The sequence below is a fragment of the Blastococcus sp. CT_GayMR20 genome (assembly GCF_004570345.1).
Genome location: NZ_SPQM01000016.1, coordinates 1 through 14,349 on the forward strand (window position 1 = coordinate 1; position 14,349 = coordinate 14,349).

The window sequence follows — 14,349 nt, forward strand, 5'->3', positions numbered from 1 at the left end:
CGAGCATCGACAGGCCGACGCAGCCCTCCATGGACCGGACGGTGGGCATGACCTCGTCGCGGACGTACGAGGTCGCCTCGGGGACCGATGACGCCTCGCCGTGGATCGTCGTCGACCTCGCGTACATCGCAGCCACTCGTCCTCCAGGTGATCACGGGCGGCCCGTGCCGTGCGGCAGCGCGGCCGGACAACAGCCTGTCCGGCCTGCAGATGAGGGGCAACCGGGACTAGTCGCCGACCGCCCGGGTGCCGAACATGAGCACGCGTCGCTCGAGGTCGTAGTAGACGTCGCTGCTCGCGTGCAGCCAGTCGAACAGGTTGTCGGCGTCCTCGGCCGTCACCCCCAGGATGTGCTCGTCAGCACCGTTGTCCAGGATGAGCTGGAAGGTGTACAGCCCGTCCTGGCCGGATTCCCGGTGGGTGAACGTCGGCTGCCAGTGAGTGACCTTGCGGACCTTGATCTGCTGCGGGCTCACGGTCATCGCGGGTTCCTCTCGTCGTGCTGCCGCGACGGTTCCCCCGCCGGAGGTGGCGAAAACCCGGCCCTGCGACCGGTGCCCGCCTACGTCGATTGTCGCGGCCGGGGCCGACACCTCGTGCCGTTCGGGAGGCGTCATCTGCGGCATCCCGCGCAGGCGCTCCGATCCCTAGGCTCGGCACGATCCCGACGCCCGGCTCCATGGTTCTCCACGGAGTCCAGCGGGAACGACTCCGGGTGCGGCCGGCCACGCGGCCTCGCCGACCGACCGATAGGAGGAGCGCGATGACGCGGCCCGCCGACGCTCAGCACGGGGTCCTGGTGCTGTCCTGCAAGGATGCCCCCGGGATCGTGCACGCGGTGTCCGGACTGCTCGTCGAGGAGCAGTGCACCATCGTGGAGAGCCACCAGTTCGACAGCCTCGTGAGCGGCATGTTCTACATGCGTGTCGAGTTCGCGCACGCCGACGGTGCCCCGCTGGACTTCGCCCGTCTGTGCCAGGCCTTCGAGCCGATCGCCCAGCGGTTCCAGATGTCCTGGCGGATGGCCGACGCCGCCGAGCGGCAGCGCGTGCTCATCATGGTCAGCCAGTACGCGCACTGCCTCAACGACCTGCTCTTCCGCAACTCGGTCGGCGAGCTCAACCTCGACGTGGTCGCCATCGTGTCCAACCACCCGACCCTGAAGGGCATCGCCGACTTCTACGGCGTGCCCTTCCGGCACATCCCGGTCACCCGCGAGACCAAGCCCGAGGCGGAGGCGGCGCTCCTCGACATCGTGCGGGAGGAGCGGGTCGACCTGGTGGTGCTGGCCCGCTACATGCAGATCCTCTCCGACGGCCTGTGCAGGGAGCTCGAGGGCCGGGCGATCAACATCCACCACTCGATGCTGCCGAGCTTCAAGGGGGCCCGCCCGTACCACCAGGCGCACGCCCGCGGTGTCAAGTTCATCGGCGCGACCGCGCACTACGTCACCGCGGATCTGGACGAGGGACCGATCATCGAGCAGGAGATGTTGCGCGTCGACCACTCGCTGAGCCCCGAGCAGCTCGCCGCCCGGGGCCGCGAGGCGGAGACCCGGGCCCTCGCGCACGCGGTGCGCTGGCACACCGAGAACCGCGTCATCATCAAGGGGAACCGGACCGTCGTCTTCGAGTGACGTCGGACCGGGCCGACCGTCAGGCCGGCCGGCCGCGGCCCTCGCGGAGCAGCTTCACCAACGCGTTGGTCGAGGAGTCGGAGTCGTACTCCGGCGGGGACGCGCTCTGCAGCTTCGGGGCGAGCTGGTTGGCCATGACCTTGCCGAGCTCGACGCCCCACTGGTCGAACGGGTTGATGCCCCAGACGACGCCCTGGGTGAAGACGCGGTGCTCGTAGGCGGCGACCAGCTGGCCGAGCACTGCGGGGGTCAGCTTCGGCGCGACGATCGCGTTGGAGGGGTGGTTGCCCGGCATCACCTTGTGCGGGACGACGTCCGGCGGCGTCCCCTCGGCGGCGACCTCCTCGGCGGTGCGGCCGAAGGCCAGCGCCCGCGGCTGGGCGAGGAAGTTCGCCATGAACAGGTCGTGCATCCCGTCCAGGTCGTGGTTGGGCTGCGCGAAGGCGATGAAGTCGGCCGGCACGAGCACCGTGCCCTGGTGCAGCAGCTGGTAGAAGGCGTGCTGGCCGTTGGTACCCGGCTCGCCCCACACGATCTCGCCGGTCGCGACGTCGACCCGGCCGCCGTCCAGGGTCACCGACTTTCCGTTGGACTCCATGCACAGCTGCTGCAGGTAGGCGGGGAAGCGGGCGAGGTACTGCGCGTACGGCAGGACGGCGGAGGTCTGCGCGCCGAAGAAGTCGATGTACCAGAGGGAGATGAGCCCGAGCAGCGCCGGCAGGTTCTCCTCGTACGGCGCCGTCCGGAAGTGCTCGTCCATGGTGTGGAACCCGTCGAGCAGCTCCCGGTAGTGCGCCGGGCCGATCGCGACCATGAGCGACAGCCCGATCGCCGACGTGAAGGAGTACCGGCCGCCGACCCAGTCCCAGAAGCCGAACATGTTGTCGGTGTCGATGCCGAACGCGGCGACCTTCTCCGCGTTGGTCGAGACCGCGACGAAGTGCCTGGCGACCGCCTTCTCGTCCCCGCCGAGGCCCTCGACGAGCCAGCGGCGGGCCTCCGTGGCGTTGGTCAGCGTCTCCTGCGTGGTGAACGTCTTCGACGCGACGATGAACAGCGTGCTGGCCGGATCGAGGTCCCGAGTGGCCTCGGCCAGGTCGGTGGGGTCGATGTTGGAGACGAAGCGGAAGGTCAGTGCGCGGTCGGAGTAGTCGCGCAGCGCCAGGTATGCCATGGCCGGCCCGAGGTCGGAGCCGCCGATGCCGATGTTCACCACGGCCCGGATCCGCTCGCCGGTGTGCCCGGTCCACTCGCCGCCGCGCACGCGGTCGGCGAAGTCGGCCATCCGCCGCAGTACCTCCTGGACGTCGCGCCGCACCTCCTGCCCGTCGACCTCGAGGCCGCCGGTGCGGGGATCGCGCAGCGCCACGTGGAGCACGGCGCGGTCCTCGGTGACGTTGATGTGCTCGCCACGGACCATGGCGTCGGTGCGCTCGCGGAGCCCGGCCCGCTCGGCCACCGCCACGAGCAGCCGGACCGTCTCGCGGGTCAGCCGGTTCTTGGAGTAGTCGAGGTACAGGTCGCCGGCGCGGCAGGTCAGCTCCTCGCCGCGGCCCGGGTCCTCGGCGAACAGGTCGCGGAGGTGGACCCCGCTCACCTCGCGGTGGTGCTCCGACAGTGCCTGCCACTCCGGGCTCTCGCTGATCCCCACCCGTCCACCTTCCCGCAGGCGGGAACGGGGGGCGACCCCGGGTTCAGGCGGTCATGCCCAACTCGGCCGCTGCGGCCACCGTCGTCTCCAGCGTCCGGCGGCGGACGACGAGCAGGTCGCCGTTGCCGAGCTCCTGCCAGTCGCGGCCCCAGCCGCTGGAGGAGACGACGACGGCGTCGTCGCTCACCCGGTACCGCAGCGTGTAGTACTCCGGGTCGTCGTCCTCGAGCGGGCCGTCGGGGTCGAACCGGCAGAAGGCGTACAGCTCGTCGGGGGTCAGCAGCAGGCAGTTGAGGCTGGTGAACGGCGTCGTGGCCGCGATCTCGTCCGCCGTCGTCCGCAGGGCCTCGGCCGGACCGGCGCCGTCGCGCAGCCGTTGGGCGACCGCGAGGAAGTAGCGCTCGCTGTCGGTCGTGCCGCGGCGCTGCCGCTGCGACCGCTGGGTCAGCAGCTCGTCGAGAGCGGCCGGCGGCCGGATCGAGCCGTTGTGCGCGAAGGCCACGCGTCCGTCGGTGAAGGGGTGCGTGTTGTCCGGGCCGATGCCCAGCCCGAGCGTGGCCCAGCGCAGGTGCGCGATGCCCGAGTCGGTGCGGCGCCGGCGCGCCCAGCGGGCGAACTCGTCGCTGGTCCGCGCGGCGTCGGCGCGCTTCCGGACGACCACCCGCCGAAGGGTGCTGCGGGCGACTCCCCAGCCGTCACCGTGCTTGACGGACAGCGCCGTGAAGTCGGCGAGGTCGTCCTCGCCGAGGAGGTCGCTCAGGGTCGTGGATGTCCGGGTGGTCCAGCCCAGCAGTCGGCACACGGCTCCACGATGACGGAGGAAGGCCCGGATCCGGCGCAACCCCAGGTGGCACCGGCACGTCGCGCCCGTCAGCCGTAGAAGCGGAACACCGGCTCGGCGATGCAGACCGGCTTGGCGGCACCGTCGGCCTCGATCACGGCGGCCACCGTGACCTGCAGGCCGCCGGCGACCTCCTCGACGTCCGTGAGCGTCGCGGTGAGGCGGAGCTTGGAGCCGACCGGCACGGGGGAGGGGAAGCGCACCTTGTTCAGCCCGTAGTTCACGGCCATCGTCGCGTCGCTGACGGCGAGCACCTCCGACCACATCGGGATGAGCAGCGACAGGGTCAGGTACCCGTGACCGATCGGCCCGCCGAAGGGGCTCTCGGCCTTCGCCCGGTCGACGTCGACGTGGATCCACTGGTGGTCACCGGTGGCGTCGGCGAAGAGGTTCACCCGGTCCTGGGTGACCTCGACCCACTCGCTGGTGCCGAGCTCCGTGCCCTTGAGGGCAGGCAGTTCGGCCATGGTCGTGGTGGTGCTCATGCGGTGGTCTCCTCGGTCGGGACGTAGCGGTGGCGCAGGTCGGGCTTGCGGATCTTGCCGGTGGCGGTCTTCGGCAGCTCGTCGGCGAACTCCACGTACTTGGGCACCTTGAACCCGGCGAGCCGGGTCCGGAGCCGGGTCCGGATCGCCTCGGGGTCGGGCTCCCGGCCGGGCGCCGGGACGATCACGGCCATGCCGACCTCGCCCCACGTCGGGTCGGGCACGCCGATGACCGCGACCTCGACGACCTCGGGGAACTCCAGCAGCGCGGACTCGATCTCGGCCGGGTACACGTTCTCGCCGCCGGAGATGATCATGTCCTTGTAGCGGTCGCGGATGTAGAGGTAGCCGTCCTCGTCGGTCGAGCCGGCATCCCCCGAGTGGTACCAGCCGTCGACGATCGCCGCCTCGGTGGCCTCGGGGGCGTTCCAGTAGCCGGCCATGATGTTGGGCCCGGACAGGACGACCTCGCCGATCTCGCCCGGTTCGCACTCGGTGCCGTCGGGGCGGACGACGCGGACGTCGACGAAGAACTGCGACTTCCCGGCCGACCCGACCTTGGCCACGGCGTCGGCGCTGTCCAGCGCGGTGCCGGCGGGGGCGGACTCGGTCATCCCGTAGGCCTGCTGCACGGTGATCCCCCGGTTGAGCCAGGTGTGCAGCAGGGGGAGGGGGAGCGGTGCGCCGGCGGCGCCGATGGTGCGCAGCGCGGACAGGTCGAGGCTGTCGAAGTCCGGCTGGCGGCTGAGCGCGTCGAGCATGGTCGGGACGGCGAAGAACGACGTCACCCGCTGCTCGGCGATGACCGCGAGCGTGGCCGGCGGGTCGAAGCCGCGGACGAGGACGACGCAGCCGCCCCGCAGCAGCGTCGGGTTGAGCGTGCCGTTCAGCCCGCCGATGTGGAACAGCGGCGCCAGCCCGAGGGTGCGCTCGTCGGGCGTGAAGTCGAACCCGAGGATCTGGTTGAGGCACGACCAGGTCATGTTGCCGTGGGTCAGGACGGCGCCCTTGGGCCGGCCGGTGGTGCCCGACGTGTACATGATCAGGCACGGGTCGTCGAGGCTGACCGGCTCGTCGCGGAGCACCGGCTCGGCCTCGGCGAGGAGCTGCTGCCAGTCGAGGGAGTCGCGGCCGCCGGCGAGCGGGGTCTCGGCGGCCATCCACTCGCGGACCGCCGGCAGCTCCGCCCGCAGGGCGTCGGCCGTCGTGCCGTGCTCCCGCCCGTGGACGACGAGGCTCGCCCCGGCGTGCTCGAGCACGTACCGCGCCTCGGGAGCAGTGAACCGGGCGTTCACCGGCACCCAGATCGCACCGAGCTGACCGCACGCGTACAGGGTCTCCAGCGCGGCGGGGTGGTTGGCTCCGAGCCAGGCGACCCGGTCCCCGCGCTGGACGCCGAGGGCGCTCAGCGCGGCGGCCGCCCGGCGGACCCGGTGGGCGAACTCACCGTGGGTCGTCGTCGTCCCCTCGAACCAGATGGCCGGCCGGTGCGGGGAGATCCGGAGCCGGCGCTCGGGCCACGAGCCCAGGCCTGCGTTCCTCATCGCAGCCCCAGTGCCTTGATCGCGTTCTCCTTCATGATGAGCGGCTTCACCTCGGGCTTGATGTCCAGCTGCTCGAAGTCGGCGATCCAGCGCTCGGGGCGCAGCAGCGGGTAGTCCGACCCGAAGAGCACCTTGTGCTTCAGCAGCCCGTTGGCGGCCTTGACCAGCTGCGGCGGGAAGTACTTGGGCGACCAGCCGGACAGGTCGATGTAGACGTTGGCCTTGTGGGTGGCCACCGAGATGGCGGCGTCCTGCCAGGGCACCGAGGGGTGCGCCATGATGATCGTCAGGCCGGGGAAGTCGGCGGCGACGTCGTCGAGCAGCATCGGGTCGGAGTACCGCAGCTTGATGCCGCGCCCCCCCGGGAGGCCCGCGCCGATGCCGGTCTGGCCGGTGTGGAACAGCGCCGGCACGCCGAGGCTCTGGATCTCCTCGAAGAGCGGGTAGACCGACCGGTCGTTGGGCTCGAAGGCCTGGATCGACGGGTGGAACTTGAAGCCGCGGACCCCGTGCGACTCCACGAGCTTGCGGGCCAGCCGGATGCCGGACAGGCCGCGAGCGGGGTCGACCGAGCCGAAGGGGATGAGCACGTCGGGGTGTTCCGCGGCCAGGTCGGCGATCTCCTCGTTGGAGAGCGCGGGCTGGCCGGTGGCCATCTCGGTGTCGACGCTGAACACCACGGCGGCCATGTTCTTGGCCCGGTAGTCCGCCGCGATGTCGGGCACCGTCGGGTCGTACGGGTCGCCCTTGAAGTACTTCGAGGCGGCCGCGGACAGCTCGTCGTCCAGGGCCATGTGCCCGTGCGTGTCGGCGTGCACGTGGGTGTGCACGTCGATGGCCACGAGTGCGTCGAGGTCCAGTCGGAGGCTCATTTCGGCGGCTCCGGGAACTGCTGGCCGACGGTCTGCTGGGACGGCGCGAAGCGGTCGGGCCAGATGCCGGCGATGGCGTCGGCCGACCAGCCGGTGCCGTCGGCGAACTCGACCACGGCCTCGGTCGGGTGGGACCACAGGGCGAGGCGGTCGCCCCCGATCCCGATGGCCTGGCCGGTGATGCCCGCGGCGGCGTCGGAGGCGAGGAAGGCGACCAGTCCGGCGGCGTCCTCGGGGGGACCGAAGGCCAGTTCCCGGCGGGCGTACGGGGGCAGCGGTTCGCCGGCCTGCAGCGCGTCCACGTAGGGCTTGAGGAAGGGCACTGTCTCGGTCATCCCGGTCGCGGCGACGGGGACGATCGCGTTGACCGTGATCTCGGCCCGGGCCAGCTCCATCGCCCAGGTGCGGACCATGCCGACGATCCCGGCCTTGGCCGCGGCGTAGTTGGTCTGCCCGAAGTTGCCGACCTGGCCGGTGGGGGAGCCGACGCAGATGATCCGGCCGCCCTCGCCCTGCTCGCGGAGCTTGATCGCGGCGGCCCGGGTGCAGGTGAACGTGCCGCGCAGGTGCGTGGCGACGACCGCGTCGAACTGCTCGTCGGTCATCTTCCAGAGGGTCGAGTCGCGCAGGATGCCGGCGTTGTTGACGAGGATGTCGAGCCGCCCGAACTCGTTCGCGGCACGGTCGACCAGTGCCTGGGCGGCCTCGCTCGACCCCACGGCGACCACCTCGGCGACGGCGCTGCCGCCGGCGTCGGTGATCGTCTTCACCGCGGCGTCGGCGACCTCGGGGTCGACGTCGTTGATGACGACGGCGGCGCCCGAGCGGGCCAGTTCGGTGGCGTAGGCGAGGCCGAGGCCCCGCCCGGATCCGGTGACGACGGCGACCTTGCCGGTCAGGTCCACGGCTGCTCCTCATCAAGGCGGGGGTGGTGCGGGCAACGTAGGCGGGTATCGTTGAGGTTGTCAACGATGGAGGTGTCCATGGAACAGCCCCTGGCCGACGACTTGGGTTTCCTGCTCTCCCGCGCCAGCGGACAGGTCGTGCGGGCGACGAACGCCGCCCTGGCCGAGCACGGGCTGCGGGTGCGGCACTACTCGGTCCTGGTGCTGGCCTGTGAGTCCGAGAGCGGGCTGAGTCAGCGTGAGCTGGCCACGGTGCTCGGGTTGGATCCCTCGCAGGTGGTCCTCCTCGTCGACGAACTGGCCGCCGCCGGACTGGTCGAGCGCCAGGCCCCGGAGGGCGACCGGCGGACCCGGCTGGTGGTCGCCACGTCCGAGGGGCGCCGTGTCCGGAAGGCCGCTGGTGAGGACGCCGACGCCGCCGTCGAAGGACCGCTCAGCCTGCTGGGGGACACCGAGAGGGACAGGCTCCGCGACATGCTGACCCGGATCTGGAGCGCTACCGGCTGAAGAAGGGCCACCTCCTCCCCACCACCCGTACCTAGCGGCGGGCCCCTGGGGGAGGCCTCAGGGGAGGCGGCCGCTCGCGCGGAGGCTGCGCTCGAGTGCCGCCCGGGCAGCCGGTTCCAGGCCGTCGAACACCCGTCGGTAGACGGCACTGCTGGTGGGCGCCGGCCAGTCCGCGCCCAGCTGAGCTGCAGGCAGACCGGGATCGGTCCGCAGCAGGGACAACCAGTCCGCACCCAGCAGCGTCAGCTGGGCGAGCGAGCCCGACACCCGCGGCGGGCGGCTCCAGGTCTCGATGAACCACGTGTGCGCCGCGCGGACGGCCGGCACGTCCCAGGCCCGGTGCACCAGCCGGTCGAGGTCGGTGCCCGGGAGGGCCCGGGCGGCGAACGCGTCGGCCAGTTGCGCGACCTCGACCAGGTCGGACCGGCCCAGCACGGCCGTGACGTCGACGGTGCCCGGAGCGATCCACAGGCCGTCCCGCAGGCCACCGAAACCGGCCCAGGTGAGCCGAGCCCGCACCCGGTGCCGCAGGTCGCGCCGGCTCTCGGGCACCGAATAGCTGAGCAGCGTCCACTCGCCCGCGGGGTGCTCGAACGGCGCCGCTGACGCCACCCGCTCACGGGCCTCGCGCAGCACCTCCTCGGCGAGCGGGGTGAGCGCGTACTCCGCCGTCCTCCCGACCTGACCGCGCGAGAACAGGCCGCGCTGGGTCATGCGCTTGAGGGTCGCCCGAGCCGCCGCCTCGGTGACGCCGAGGTCGGCCAGCAGGTCCAGCAGGGTCATCGAGGGCAGTGGGGGCAGCTCGGAGTCGAGGACCACCGCGCCCAGGAAGCTGAGAAGGAGGGACTGGGGCCGGTGGGCGGCCGGCCCGGGCTGCGCATCGTCCTCGACGACCGGTACCGCGCTCATCTACCGCTCCCTCCTGTTCCCGGTCTCATCGACGTCACGATCCACCGTCAAAAGTTAGACATCTCCTTGACGGACGTTCGTAGTCACTCTAGCTTTTGCGTGACCTGGAACACCATGGGCCACCTCGCTGGGGTTGACCGGCCAGCCGGAAGGACGCCGATGACAGCACCGCTGCTGAGCGTGGAGCACCTCGATGTCTCCTACGACGGCGCCGTCCAGGCCCTTCGGGACGTCTCGCTGGAGGTCGGAGCCGGTTCGGTCGTCGCCGTCCTGGGCTCCAACGGTGCCGGGAAGACGTCGCTCCTGCGGGCCATCTCCCGCGCGCTGGGCTCCTACGGTGGCTCGGTCACGGGGGGGACGATCCGCTACAAGGGTGTCGACCTGGCCGGGATGGACGCATCGGAGGTCGTCCGGCGGGGCCTGATGCAGGTGCCCGAGGGGCGACGGGTGTTCCGTGACCTGACCGTCGAGGAGAACCTCCAGGCCGGCGGGTTCACGGTCCGGGACGCCAAGCGCCGCAACGAGGCCCGCGACCGGGTCTTCGAGCTCTTCCCGGTGCTGGCCGAGCGGCGCACCCAGCTCGGCGGGCTGCTCTCCGGCGGTCAGCAGCAGATGCTGGCGATGGGCCGGGCCCTGATGACATCGCCCGAGCTGCTGCTCCTCGACGAGCCGTCCCTGGGACTGGCCCCGCTGCTGGTCGACCAGATCGGCGAGATCGTCACCCAGATCAACGGGCAGGGAACGGCCGTCCTGCTGATCGAGCAGAACGCCGTCATGGGCCTGCGCGTCGCCGACCGGGCCTACGTCCTGGAGGTCGGCCACGTGACGGCCTCGGGCAGCGCCGACGAACTCGCCGCCAGCGACGACGTGCGCGAGCGGTACCTCGGTGTCGCCGTCCCGGTACGGCCCGTCGACGTGCTGGTGTCCGAGCCGGCGATCCCGACGGCCGAGGCGCCCAAACGGCTCGCCGTCGAGGACCTGACCGTGCGCTTCGGCGGCATCGCTGCCCTGTCCGGGGTGTCCTTCCAGATCGACCCCGGCACGGTCCACGCGCTCATCGGCCCGAACGGGGCCGGCAAGTCGACCTGCATCAACGTGCTCGGTGGCGCCTACCGGGCCACCGAGGGGCGGGTCACCTACGGCGACGACGTCCTCACCGCGCTGCCCGCACACCGCACCGCCGGGCTCGGCGTGGCGCGGACCTTCCAGAACATCTCGCTGGCCCTCGAGGACACGGTCGAGGACAACCTGCTCGTCGGCCGGCACCGGCTGATGCGCTCCGGCGTGCTGTCCGGGGCCGTGCGGACGCCGCGGGCGCGGCGCGAGGAGCGCGTCCACCGGGAGACCGTTCGCGACATCGCGGAGCTGCTCGGCCTGACCCCGCTGCTGCGTACGCCCGTGCACAGCCTGTCCTACGGCAACCGCAAGCGCGTGGAGATGGGCCGGGCGCTGGCCGCCCGGCCGTCGCTGCTCCTGCTGGACGAGCCGGTCGCGGGCATGACCCACGGAGAGTCGCAGGAGATGGCCGAGACCATCCGGCAGGTCCGCCGCGACCTCGGACTGTCGATCCTGCTCGTCGAACACGACATGCCCTTCGTCATGGGTCTCGCCGAGCAGGTGACGGTCCTCGACTTCGGCAAGAAGATCGCCGAGGGCACCCCGGCCGAGGTCCAACGCGACCCCGAGGTCCTCCGTGCCTACCTGGGAGCGGCAGCCGTATGAGCTATTTCCTGACGCAGGTGCTCAACGGCCTGTCCTTCGGGCTGGTGCTGAGCCTGATCGCCGCGGGCTTCGCCATGGTGTTCACCTCGACCGGGGTGCTGAACTTCGCGCACGGCGCGATCGTCCTGCTCGGTGCCTACCTCGTGGCGGTCACCCAGCCCACGATCGGCTTCTGGCCGGCCGTCCTCGTCGGGATCGTCGGTGCGGCCGTCGTCGGCGTGCTGATCAACGCCCTCCTGGTCCGCAACCTCGCCGATCCCAACCCTGGCACGGCGGCCATCCTGATGCTCGGGGTGGACATCCTGCTGCTCACCGAGCTGACCCGCCGGATCGGCAACCGGGTGCTGCCGCTCGGAGCTCCCTGGGGAGCCGACGTGGTGCGCATCGGCGGCATCTCCCTCCCGACCGGCCGTGTCCTGGCTGCGGTCCTGGCCGTGGTGGTCTTCGCCGGCCTCTGGTTCCTGTTCGCCCGCACCCGCCTGGGGATCGGGATGCGCGCGGCGGCGGCCGACGGGCCCACCGCGTCGCTCATGGGCATCCGGCTGTCCCGCACCGGCGCCGCCGGGTGGGCGCTGGCCGGGGTGCTCGCCGCCCTCGCGGGCATCTTCCTGACCTCGTTCCCGTCGCCCGGGGTGGCTCCCACGGTGGCGCTGTCGGCCTTCCTCGCCATCCCCGCCTGGGTGCTCGGCGGCTTCGACTCGGTGCCGGGGGCGGTGCTGGGCGGCCTGGTCATCGGGCTGGTCACCGCGCTGACCGTCGGCTACGAGAGCGAACTGGCCTTCCTCGGCAGCGGCTTCGGCGAGGTCGTGCCCTACCTCGTGATGATCATCGTCCTGCTCGTGCGCCCCCAGGGCCTCCTCGGCAGCAAGGAGGCCGTCCGTGTCTGACCTCCCTCGTCGGATCGCCGGAGTGCTCCTGCTCCTGGTGGCCGTGGCGCTGCCCCTGGTGCTCGACGACTTCTGGCTCCAGCTGGGCCTCTTCGTGATGGCCACCATGGTCGGGGCGGTGGGCCTGACCCTGCTGGTCGGGGTGGCCGGTCAGCTGTCCCTCGGCCACGCCGCGTTCGCCGCCATCGGTGCCTACGTCTACGTCTGGGCGACATCGGAGTCCACGCCCACGCTCGCCGGTGCCGGCCTGCCGGCGATCGTGGGGCTCGTCCTCGCCGTGGCGATGGCGGCCCTCATCGGGTTCATCTTCTCCCCGGTCGCCAGCCGGCTGCGGGGCATCTACCTCGGCCTGGCCACCCTCGGGCTGGTCTTCGTGGTGCGGCACCTGCTGCTCAACCTGGACTCCTGGACCGGGGGGTTCAACGGGCGCTCGGTGGAGCCGTTCACCCTCGGCAACTTCAGCTTCAGCAACCGCGATCCCGACTACCTCGCCGTCGCCGGGGTGGAGCTGGAGGGCCTGCACCGGCTCTGGTACCTGTTCCTGCTCCTCACGCTGCTGGCCTGCTGGCTGGCCGCCAACCTGCGGACCAGCCGGACCGGGCGGGCGTGGGCGAACGTCCGTGACAGCGAGACCGCGGCCGCCGCCATGGGCATCGCCGTCGCCCGGCACAAGGCCTCGGCGTTCGTCGTCTCCTCCGGCTACGCCGGGCTCGCGGGGGCCCTGCTCGCCCTCGCGTACGGCCGCCTGGCGCCCGACGTCTTCACGCTCACGGTGTCCGTCGACTTCCTGGTCATGATCGTGATCGGCGGCCTGGGCTCGGTCGGCGGTGCCATGGTCGGCGCCCTCTTCGTCACCGCGCTCCCGCTCGTGCTCACGCAGTACAGCGACGTGCTGCCCTTCATGGCAGCCCCGGGCTCCGGCGGGCTCGATCCGGCGACCACGTCACGGCTGCTCTACGGGCTCGCCATCATCGCCGTCCTGATCTTCCTGCGCGGGGGCCTCGCCGGGGCCTTCCGCCGGCTCACCGGCAGGGGCACCGCGTCCGGCGCCCCGGACGACACCCCTGGCCCCACCACACCGATCGACCCCGGCCACGAGGCCGGGGACCACCCCTCCAGGTCTAAGGAGACCGCTCGATGAGGAAGACCCGTCCCGCCCTGGCCGCCGCCGCAGCCTGCTTGTTCGCGGTCACCGCCTGCTCCACCACGGAGCCGGAGGCCGCCGGCGGCGGTGACTCCGGAGACGTCGAGACCGGGAACGGAGTGACCGACTCCGCCATCAACATCGGCGTGCTGACCGACCTGTCCGGACCGTTCGCCGCCGGCGCCGCCGTGCAGGTCACCGAGTTCCAGGCCTACTGGGACCAGGTCAACGCCGACGGCGGGATCTGCGACCGCGACGTCGAGATGCAGGTGCAGGACCATGCCTACGACCCGCAGAAGGCGGTCTCCCTGTTCCGCAGCATCTCCTCCGACGTGGTCGCCCTGCAGCAGGTCCTCGGTGGACCCACCAGTGCCGCGGTGCTGCCGCTGGCCGACCAGGAGGGCCTCTACGTCGGCGGGGTGGGCTGGGCGAGCACGGCATTGGAGTACGAGTCCAACCAGCTGCCCGGCGCGAGCTACAGCATCCAGGGTGCGAACGCGATCGACTACCTGGTCGACGAGCTCGGTATCGCCGAGGGTGACTCGGTCGGCGTCGTGTACTTCGTCGGCGACTACGGCAACGACGCCCTCGCCGGCGCCGAGCACGCCGCCGAGGAGCGTGGACTGACGGTGATCCCGCAGGAGATCACTCCGGCGACGACCGACCTCTCGGCGCAGGCGTCCTCGCTCGTCCAGGAGGGTGCGTCCGCCGTCATCCTCGCCGCCGCTCCGGGGCAGCTGGCGTCGCTGGCCGGCGTGCTCGGGTCCCAGGGCGCGGACATCCCGATCGTGGGGATGAACCCGACGTTCAACCCGGCCCTGCTGAACACCCCTGCCGCGGACGCGCTGCTGGCCAACGCGTACAGCATCACCGCCGTCGCGCCCTACGCCTCCGACGCCCCGGGCGTCCAGGCGGCCAACGAGCTCTACGCCGAGGCCGACCCCGACGGCGCCGTCGGGTGGGAGGTGCCGCTGGCCTATGCGCAGGCACAGCTCCTGCGTACCTCCCTCGAGGGTGCCTGCGAGGCCGGTGACCTGACGCCCGAGGGCGTCGTCGCCGCGATGCGCGAAGGCTCCGACGTGGACACCGACGGCCTGCTCCCCGACGGCCTGGACTACTCCACGGTGGGCGAGTCCCCGACCCGGACGGTGTACGTCTCCAAGGTCAGCGACACGGCGGAGGCCGGGCTGGAGCTCCTCGACACCTACGAGGGCCCCAGCGCGCAGAGCTACACCTTCGGCTGACC

General features: G+C 71.7%; 14 protein-coding genes and 2 pseudogenes. 8 read left to right on the forward strand and 8 right to left on the reverse strand.

Annotated features, from left to right (window positions below):
• Positions 1–227: 227 nt before the first annotated feature.
• On the reverse strand, positions 228–482 hold the full coding sequence (locus E4P40_RS06360; protein WP_135158046.1) for a hypothetical protein: 255 nt from the start codon (positions 480–482) through the stop codon (positions 228–230).
• Positions 483–763: 281 nt separating this feature from the next.
• Here E4P40_RS06360 and purU point away from each other — a divergent pair, with 281 nt between their 5' ends.
• Positions 764–1,636 carry a formyltetrahydrofolate deformylase gene (gene purU / locus E4P40_RS06365; protein ID WP_135158047.1) on the forward strand — a complete coding sequence of 291 codons (873 nt, stop codon included), beginning with the start codon at positions 764–766 and terminating at the stop codon, positions 1,634–1,636.
• 19 nt (positions 1,637–1,655) lie between these two features.
• Here purU and pgi read toward each other — a convergent pair whose 3' ends face one another.
• From pgi to E4P40_RS06395, 6 genes are all read right to left on the reverse strand, one after another.
• Positions 1,656–3,287 carry a glucose-6-phosphate isomerase gene (gene pgi, locus E4P40_RS06370; protein ID WP_135158048.1) on the reverse strand — a complete coding sequence of 544 codons (1,632 nt, stop codon included), beginning with the start codon at positions 3,285–3,287 and terminating at the stop codon, positions 1,656–1,658.
• Positions 3,288–3,330: 43 nt separating this feature from the next.
• Positions 3,331–4,089 carry a class II glutamine amidotransferase gene (locus E4P40_RS06375; protein ID WP_167762129.1) on the reverse strand — a complete coding sequence of 253 codons (759 nt, stop codon included), beginning with the start codon at positions 4,087–4,089 and terminating at the stop codon, positions 3,331–3,333.
• A gap of 68 nt (positions 4,090–4,157) precedes the next feature.
• Complete coding sequence (locus E4P40_RS06380) at positions 4,158–4,613, reverse strand: MaoC family dehydratase (protein WP_135158050.1); 456 nt, start codon at positions 4,611–4,613, stop codon at positions 4,158–4,160.
• A complete protein-coding gene (locus E4P40_RS06385) occupies positions 4,610–6,157 on the reverse strand; it encodes a long-chain fatty acid--CoA ligase (RefSeq protein WP_135158051.1) in 1,548 nt (515 codons plus the stop codon). The genes E4P40_RS06380 and E4P40_RS06385 overlap by 4 nt, the downstream gene beginning before the upstream one ends.
• Positions 6,154–7,017 (reverse strand): amidohydrolase family protein, encoded by an 864-nt coding sequence (locus E4P40_RS06390; RefSeq protein WP_280790579.1) that lies wholly within the window; start codon positions 7,015–7,017, stop codon positions 6,154–6,156. The genes E4P40_RS06385 and E4P40_RS06390 overlap by 4 nt, the downstream gene beginning before the upstream one ends.
• 8 nt (positions 7,018–7,025) lie before the next feature.
• Positions 7,026–7,934 carry an SDR family NAD(P)-dependent oxidoreductase gene (locus E4P40_RS06395; RefSeq protein WP_135158053.1) on the reverse strand — a complete coding sequence of 303 codons (909 nt, stop codon included), beginning with the start codon at positions 7,932–7,934 and terminating at the stop codon, positions 7,026–7,028.
• A gap of 78 nt (positions 7,935–8,012) precedes the next feature.
• Between E4P40_RS06395 and E4P40_RS06400 the strand changes: the two genes are divergently transcribed.
• Positions 8,013–8,441 carry a MarR family winged helix-turn-helix transcriptional regulator gene (locus E4P40_RS06400; protein WP_209305209.1) on the forward strand — a complete coding sequence of 143 codons (429 nt, stop codon included), beginning with the start codon at positions 8,013–8,015 and terminating at the stop codon, positions 8,439–8,441.
• Between the two features lie 57 nt (positions 8,442–8,498).
• On the opposite strand, the gene E4P40_RS06405 is transcribed toward E4P40_RS06400, so the two are convergent.
• Positions 8,499–9,350 carry a PaaX family transcriptional regulator C-terminal domain-containing protein gene (locus E4P40_RS06405; protein WP_135158055.1) on the reverse strand — a complete coding sequence of 284 codons (852 nt, stop codon included), beginning with the start codon at positions 9,348–9,350 and terminating at the stop codon, positions 8,499–8,501.
• 171 nt (positions 9,351–9,521) lie between these two features.
• Here E4P40_RS06405 and E4P40_RS29495 point away from each other — a divergent pair.
• From E4P40_RS29495 to E4P40_RS06425, 6 genes and pseudogenes are all read left to right on the forward strand, one after another.
• Positions 9,522–10,238: pseudogene (locus E4P40_RS29495) on the forward strand (ABC transporter ATP-binding protein); the annotation flags it as partial.
• A 132-nt stretch (positions 10,239–10,370) separates the two neighbouring features.
• Positions 10,371–10,832, forward strand: a pseudogene (locus tag E4P40_RS29500) (ATP-binding cassette domain-containing protein); the annotation flags it as partial.
• Positions 10,833–10,949: 117 nt separating this feature from the next.
• Positions 10,950–11,072 carry a hypothetical protein gene (locus E4P40_RS29505; RefSeq protein ID WP_348519637.1) on the forward strand — a complete coding sequence of 41 codons (123 nt, stop codon included), beginning with the start codon at positions 10,950–10,952 and terminating at the stop codon, positions 11,070–11,072.
• Positions 11,069–11,959, forward strand: coding sequence for a branched-chain amino acid ABC transporter permease (locus E4P40_RS06415; protein ID WP_135158057.1), 891 nt, complete (start codon positions 11,069–11,071; stop codon positions 11,957–11,959). Before E4P40_RS29505 ends, E4P40_RS06415 begins: the two co-directional genes overlap by 4 nt.
• A complete protein-coding gene (locus E4P40_RS06420; protein WP_135158058.1) occupies positions 11,952–13,100 on the forward strand; it encodes a branched-chain amino acid ABC transporter permease in 1,149 nt (382 codons plus the stop codon). The genes E4P40_RS06415 and E4P40_RS06420 overlap by 8 nt, the downstream gene beginning before the upstream one ends.
• Entirely contained in the window at positions 13,097–14,347 is a 1,251-nt protein-coding gene (locus tag E4P40_RS06425; RefSeq protein WP_135158059.1) for an ABC transporter substrate-binding protein, read from the forward strand. Before E4P40_RS06420 ends, E4P40_RS06425 begins: the two co-directional genes overlap by 4 nt.
• Positions 14,348–14,349 lie beyond the last annotated feature (2 nt).

What these genes read in the sequence shown, in the direction of transcription:
- E4P40_RS06360 (WP_135158046.1), bottom strand. Translation starts at nt 482, where the DNA reads ATGACCGTGAGCCCGCAGCAGATCAAGGTCCGCAAGGTCACTCACTGG.
- purU (WP_135158047.1), top strand. Translation starts at nt 764, where the DNA reads ATGACGCGGCCCGCCGACGCTCAGCACGGGGTCCTGGTGCTGTCCTGC.
- E4P40_RS06380 (WP_135158050.1), bottom strand. Translation starts at nt 4,613, where the DNA reads ATGAGCACCACCACGACCATGGCCGAACTGCCTGCCCTCAAGGGCACG.
- E4P40_RS06385 (WP_135158051.1), bottom strand. Translation starts at nt 6,157, where the DNA reads ATGAGGAACGCAGGCCTGGGCTCGTGGCCCGAGCGCCGGCTCCGGATC.
- E4P40_RS06400 (WP_209305209.1), top strand. Translation starts at nt 8,013, where the DNA reads ATGGAACAGCCCCTGGCCGACGACTTGGGTTTCCTGCTCTCCCGCGCC.
- E4P40_RS06405 (WP_135158055.1), bottom strand. Translation starts at nt 9,350, where the DNA reads ATGAGCGCGGTACCGGTCGTCGAGGACGATGCGCAGCCCGGGCCGGCC.
- E4P40_RS29505 (WP_348519637.1), top strand. Translation starts at nt 10,950, where the DNA reads ATGGGTCTCGCCGAGCAGGTGACGGTCCTCGACTTCGGCAAGAAGATC.
- E4P40_RS06415 (WP_135158057.1), top strand. Translation starts at nt 11,069, where the DNA reads ATGAGCTATTTCCTGACGCAGGTGCTCAACGGCCTGTCCTTCGGGCTG.
- E4P40_RS06425 (WP_135158059.1), top strand. Translation starts at nt 13,097, where the DNA reads ATGAGGAAGACCCGTCCCGCCCTGGCCGCCGCCGCAGCCTGCTTGTTC.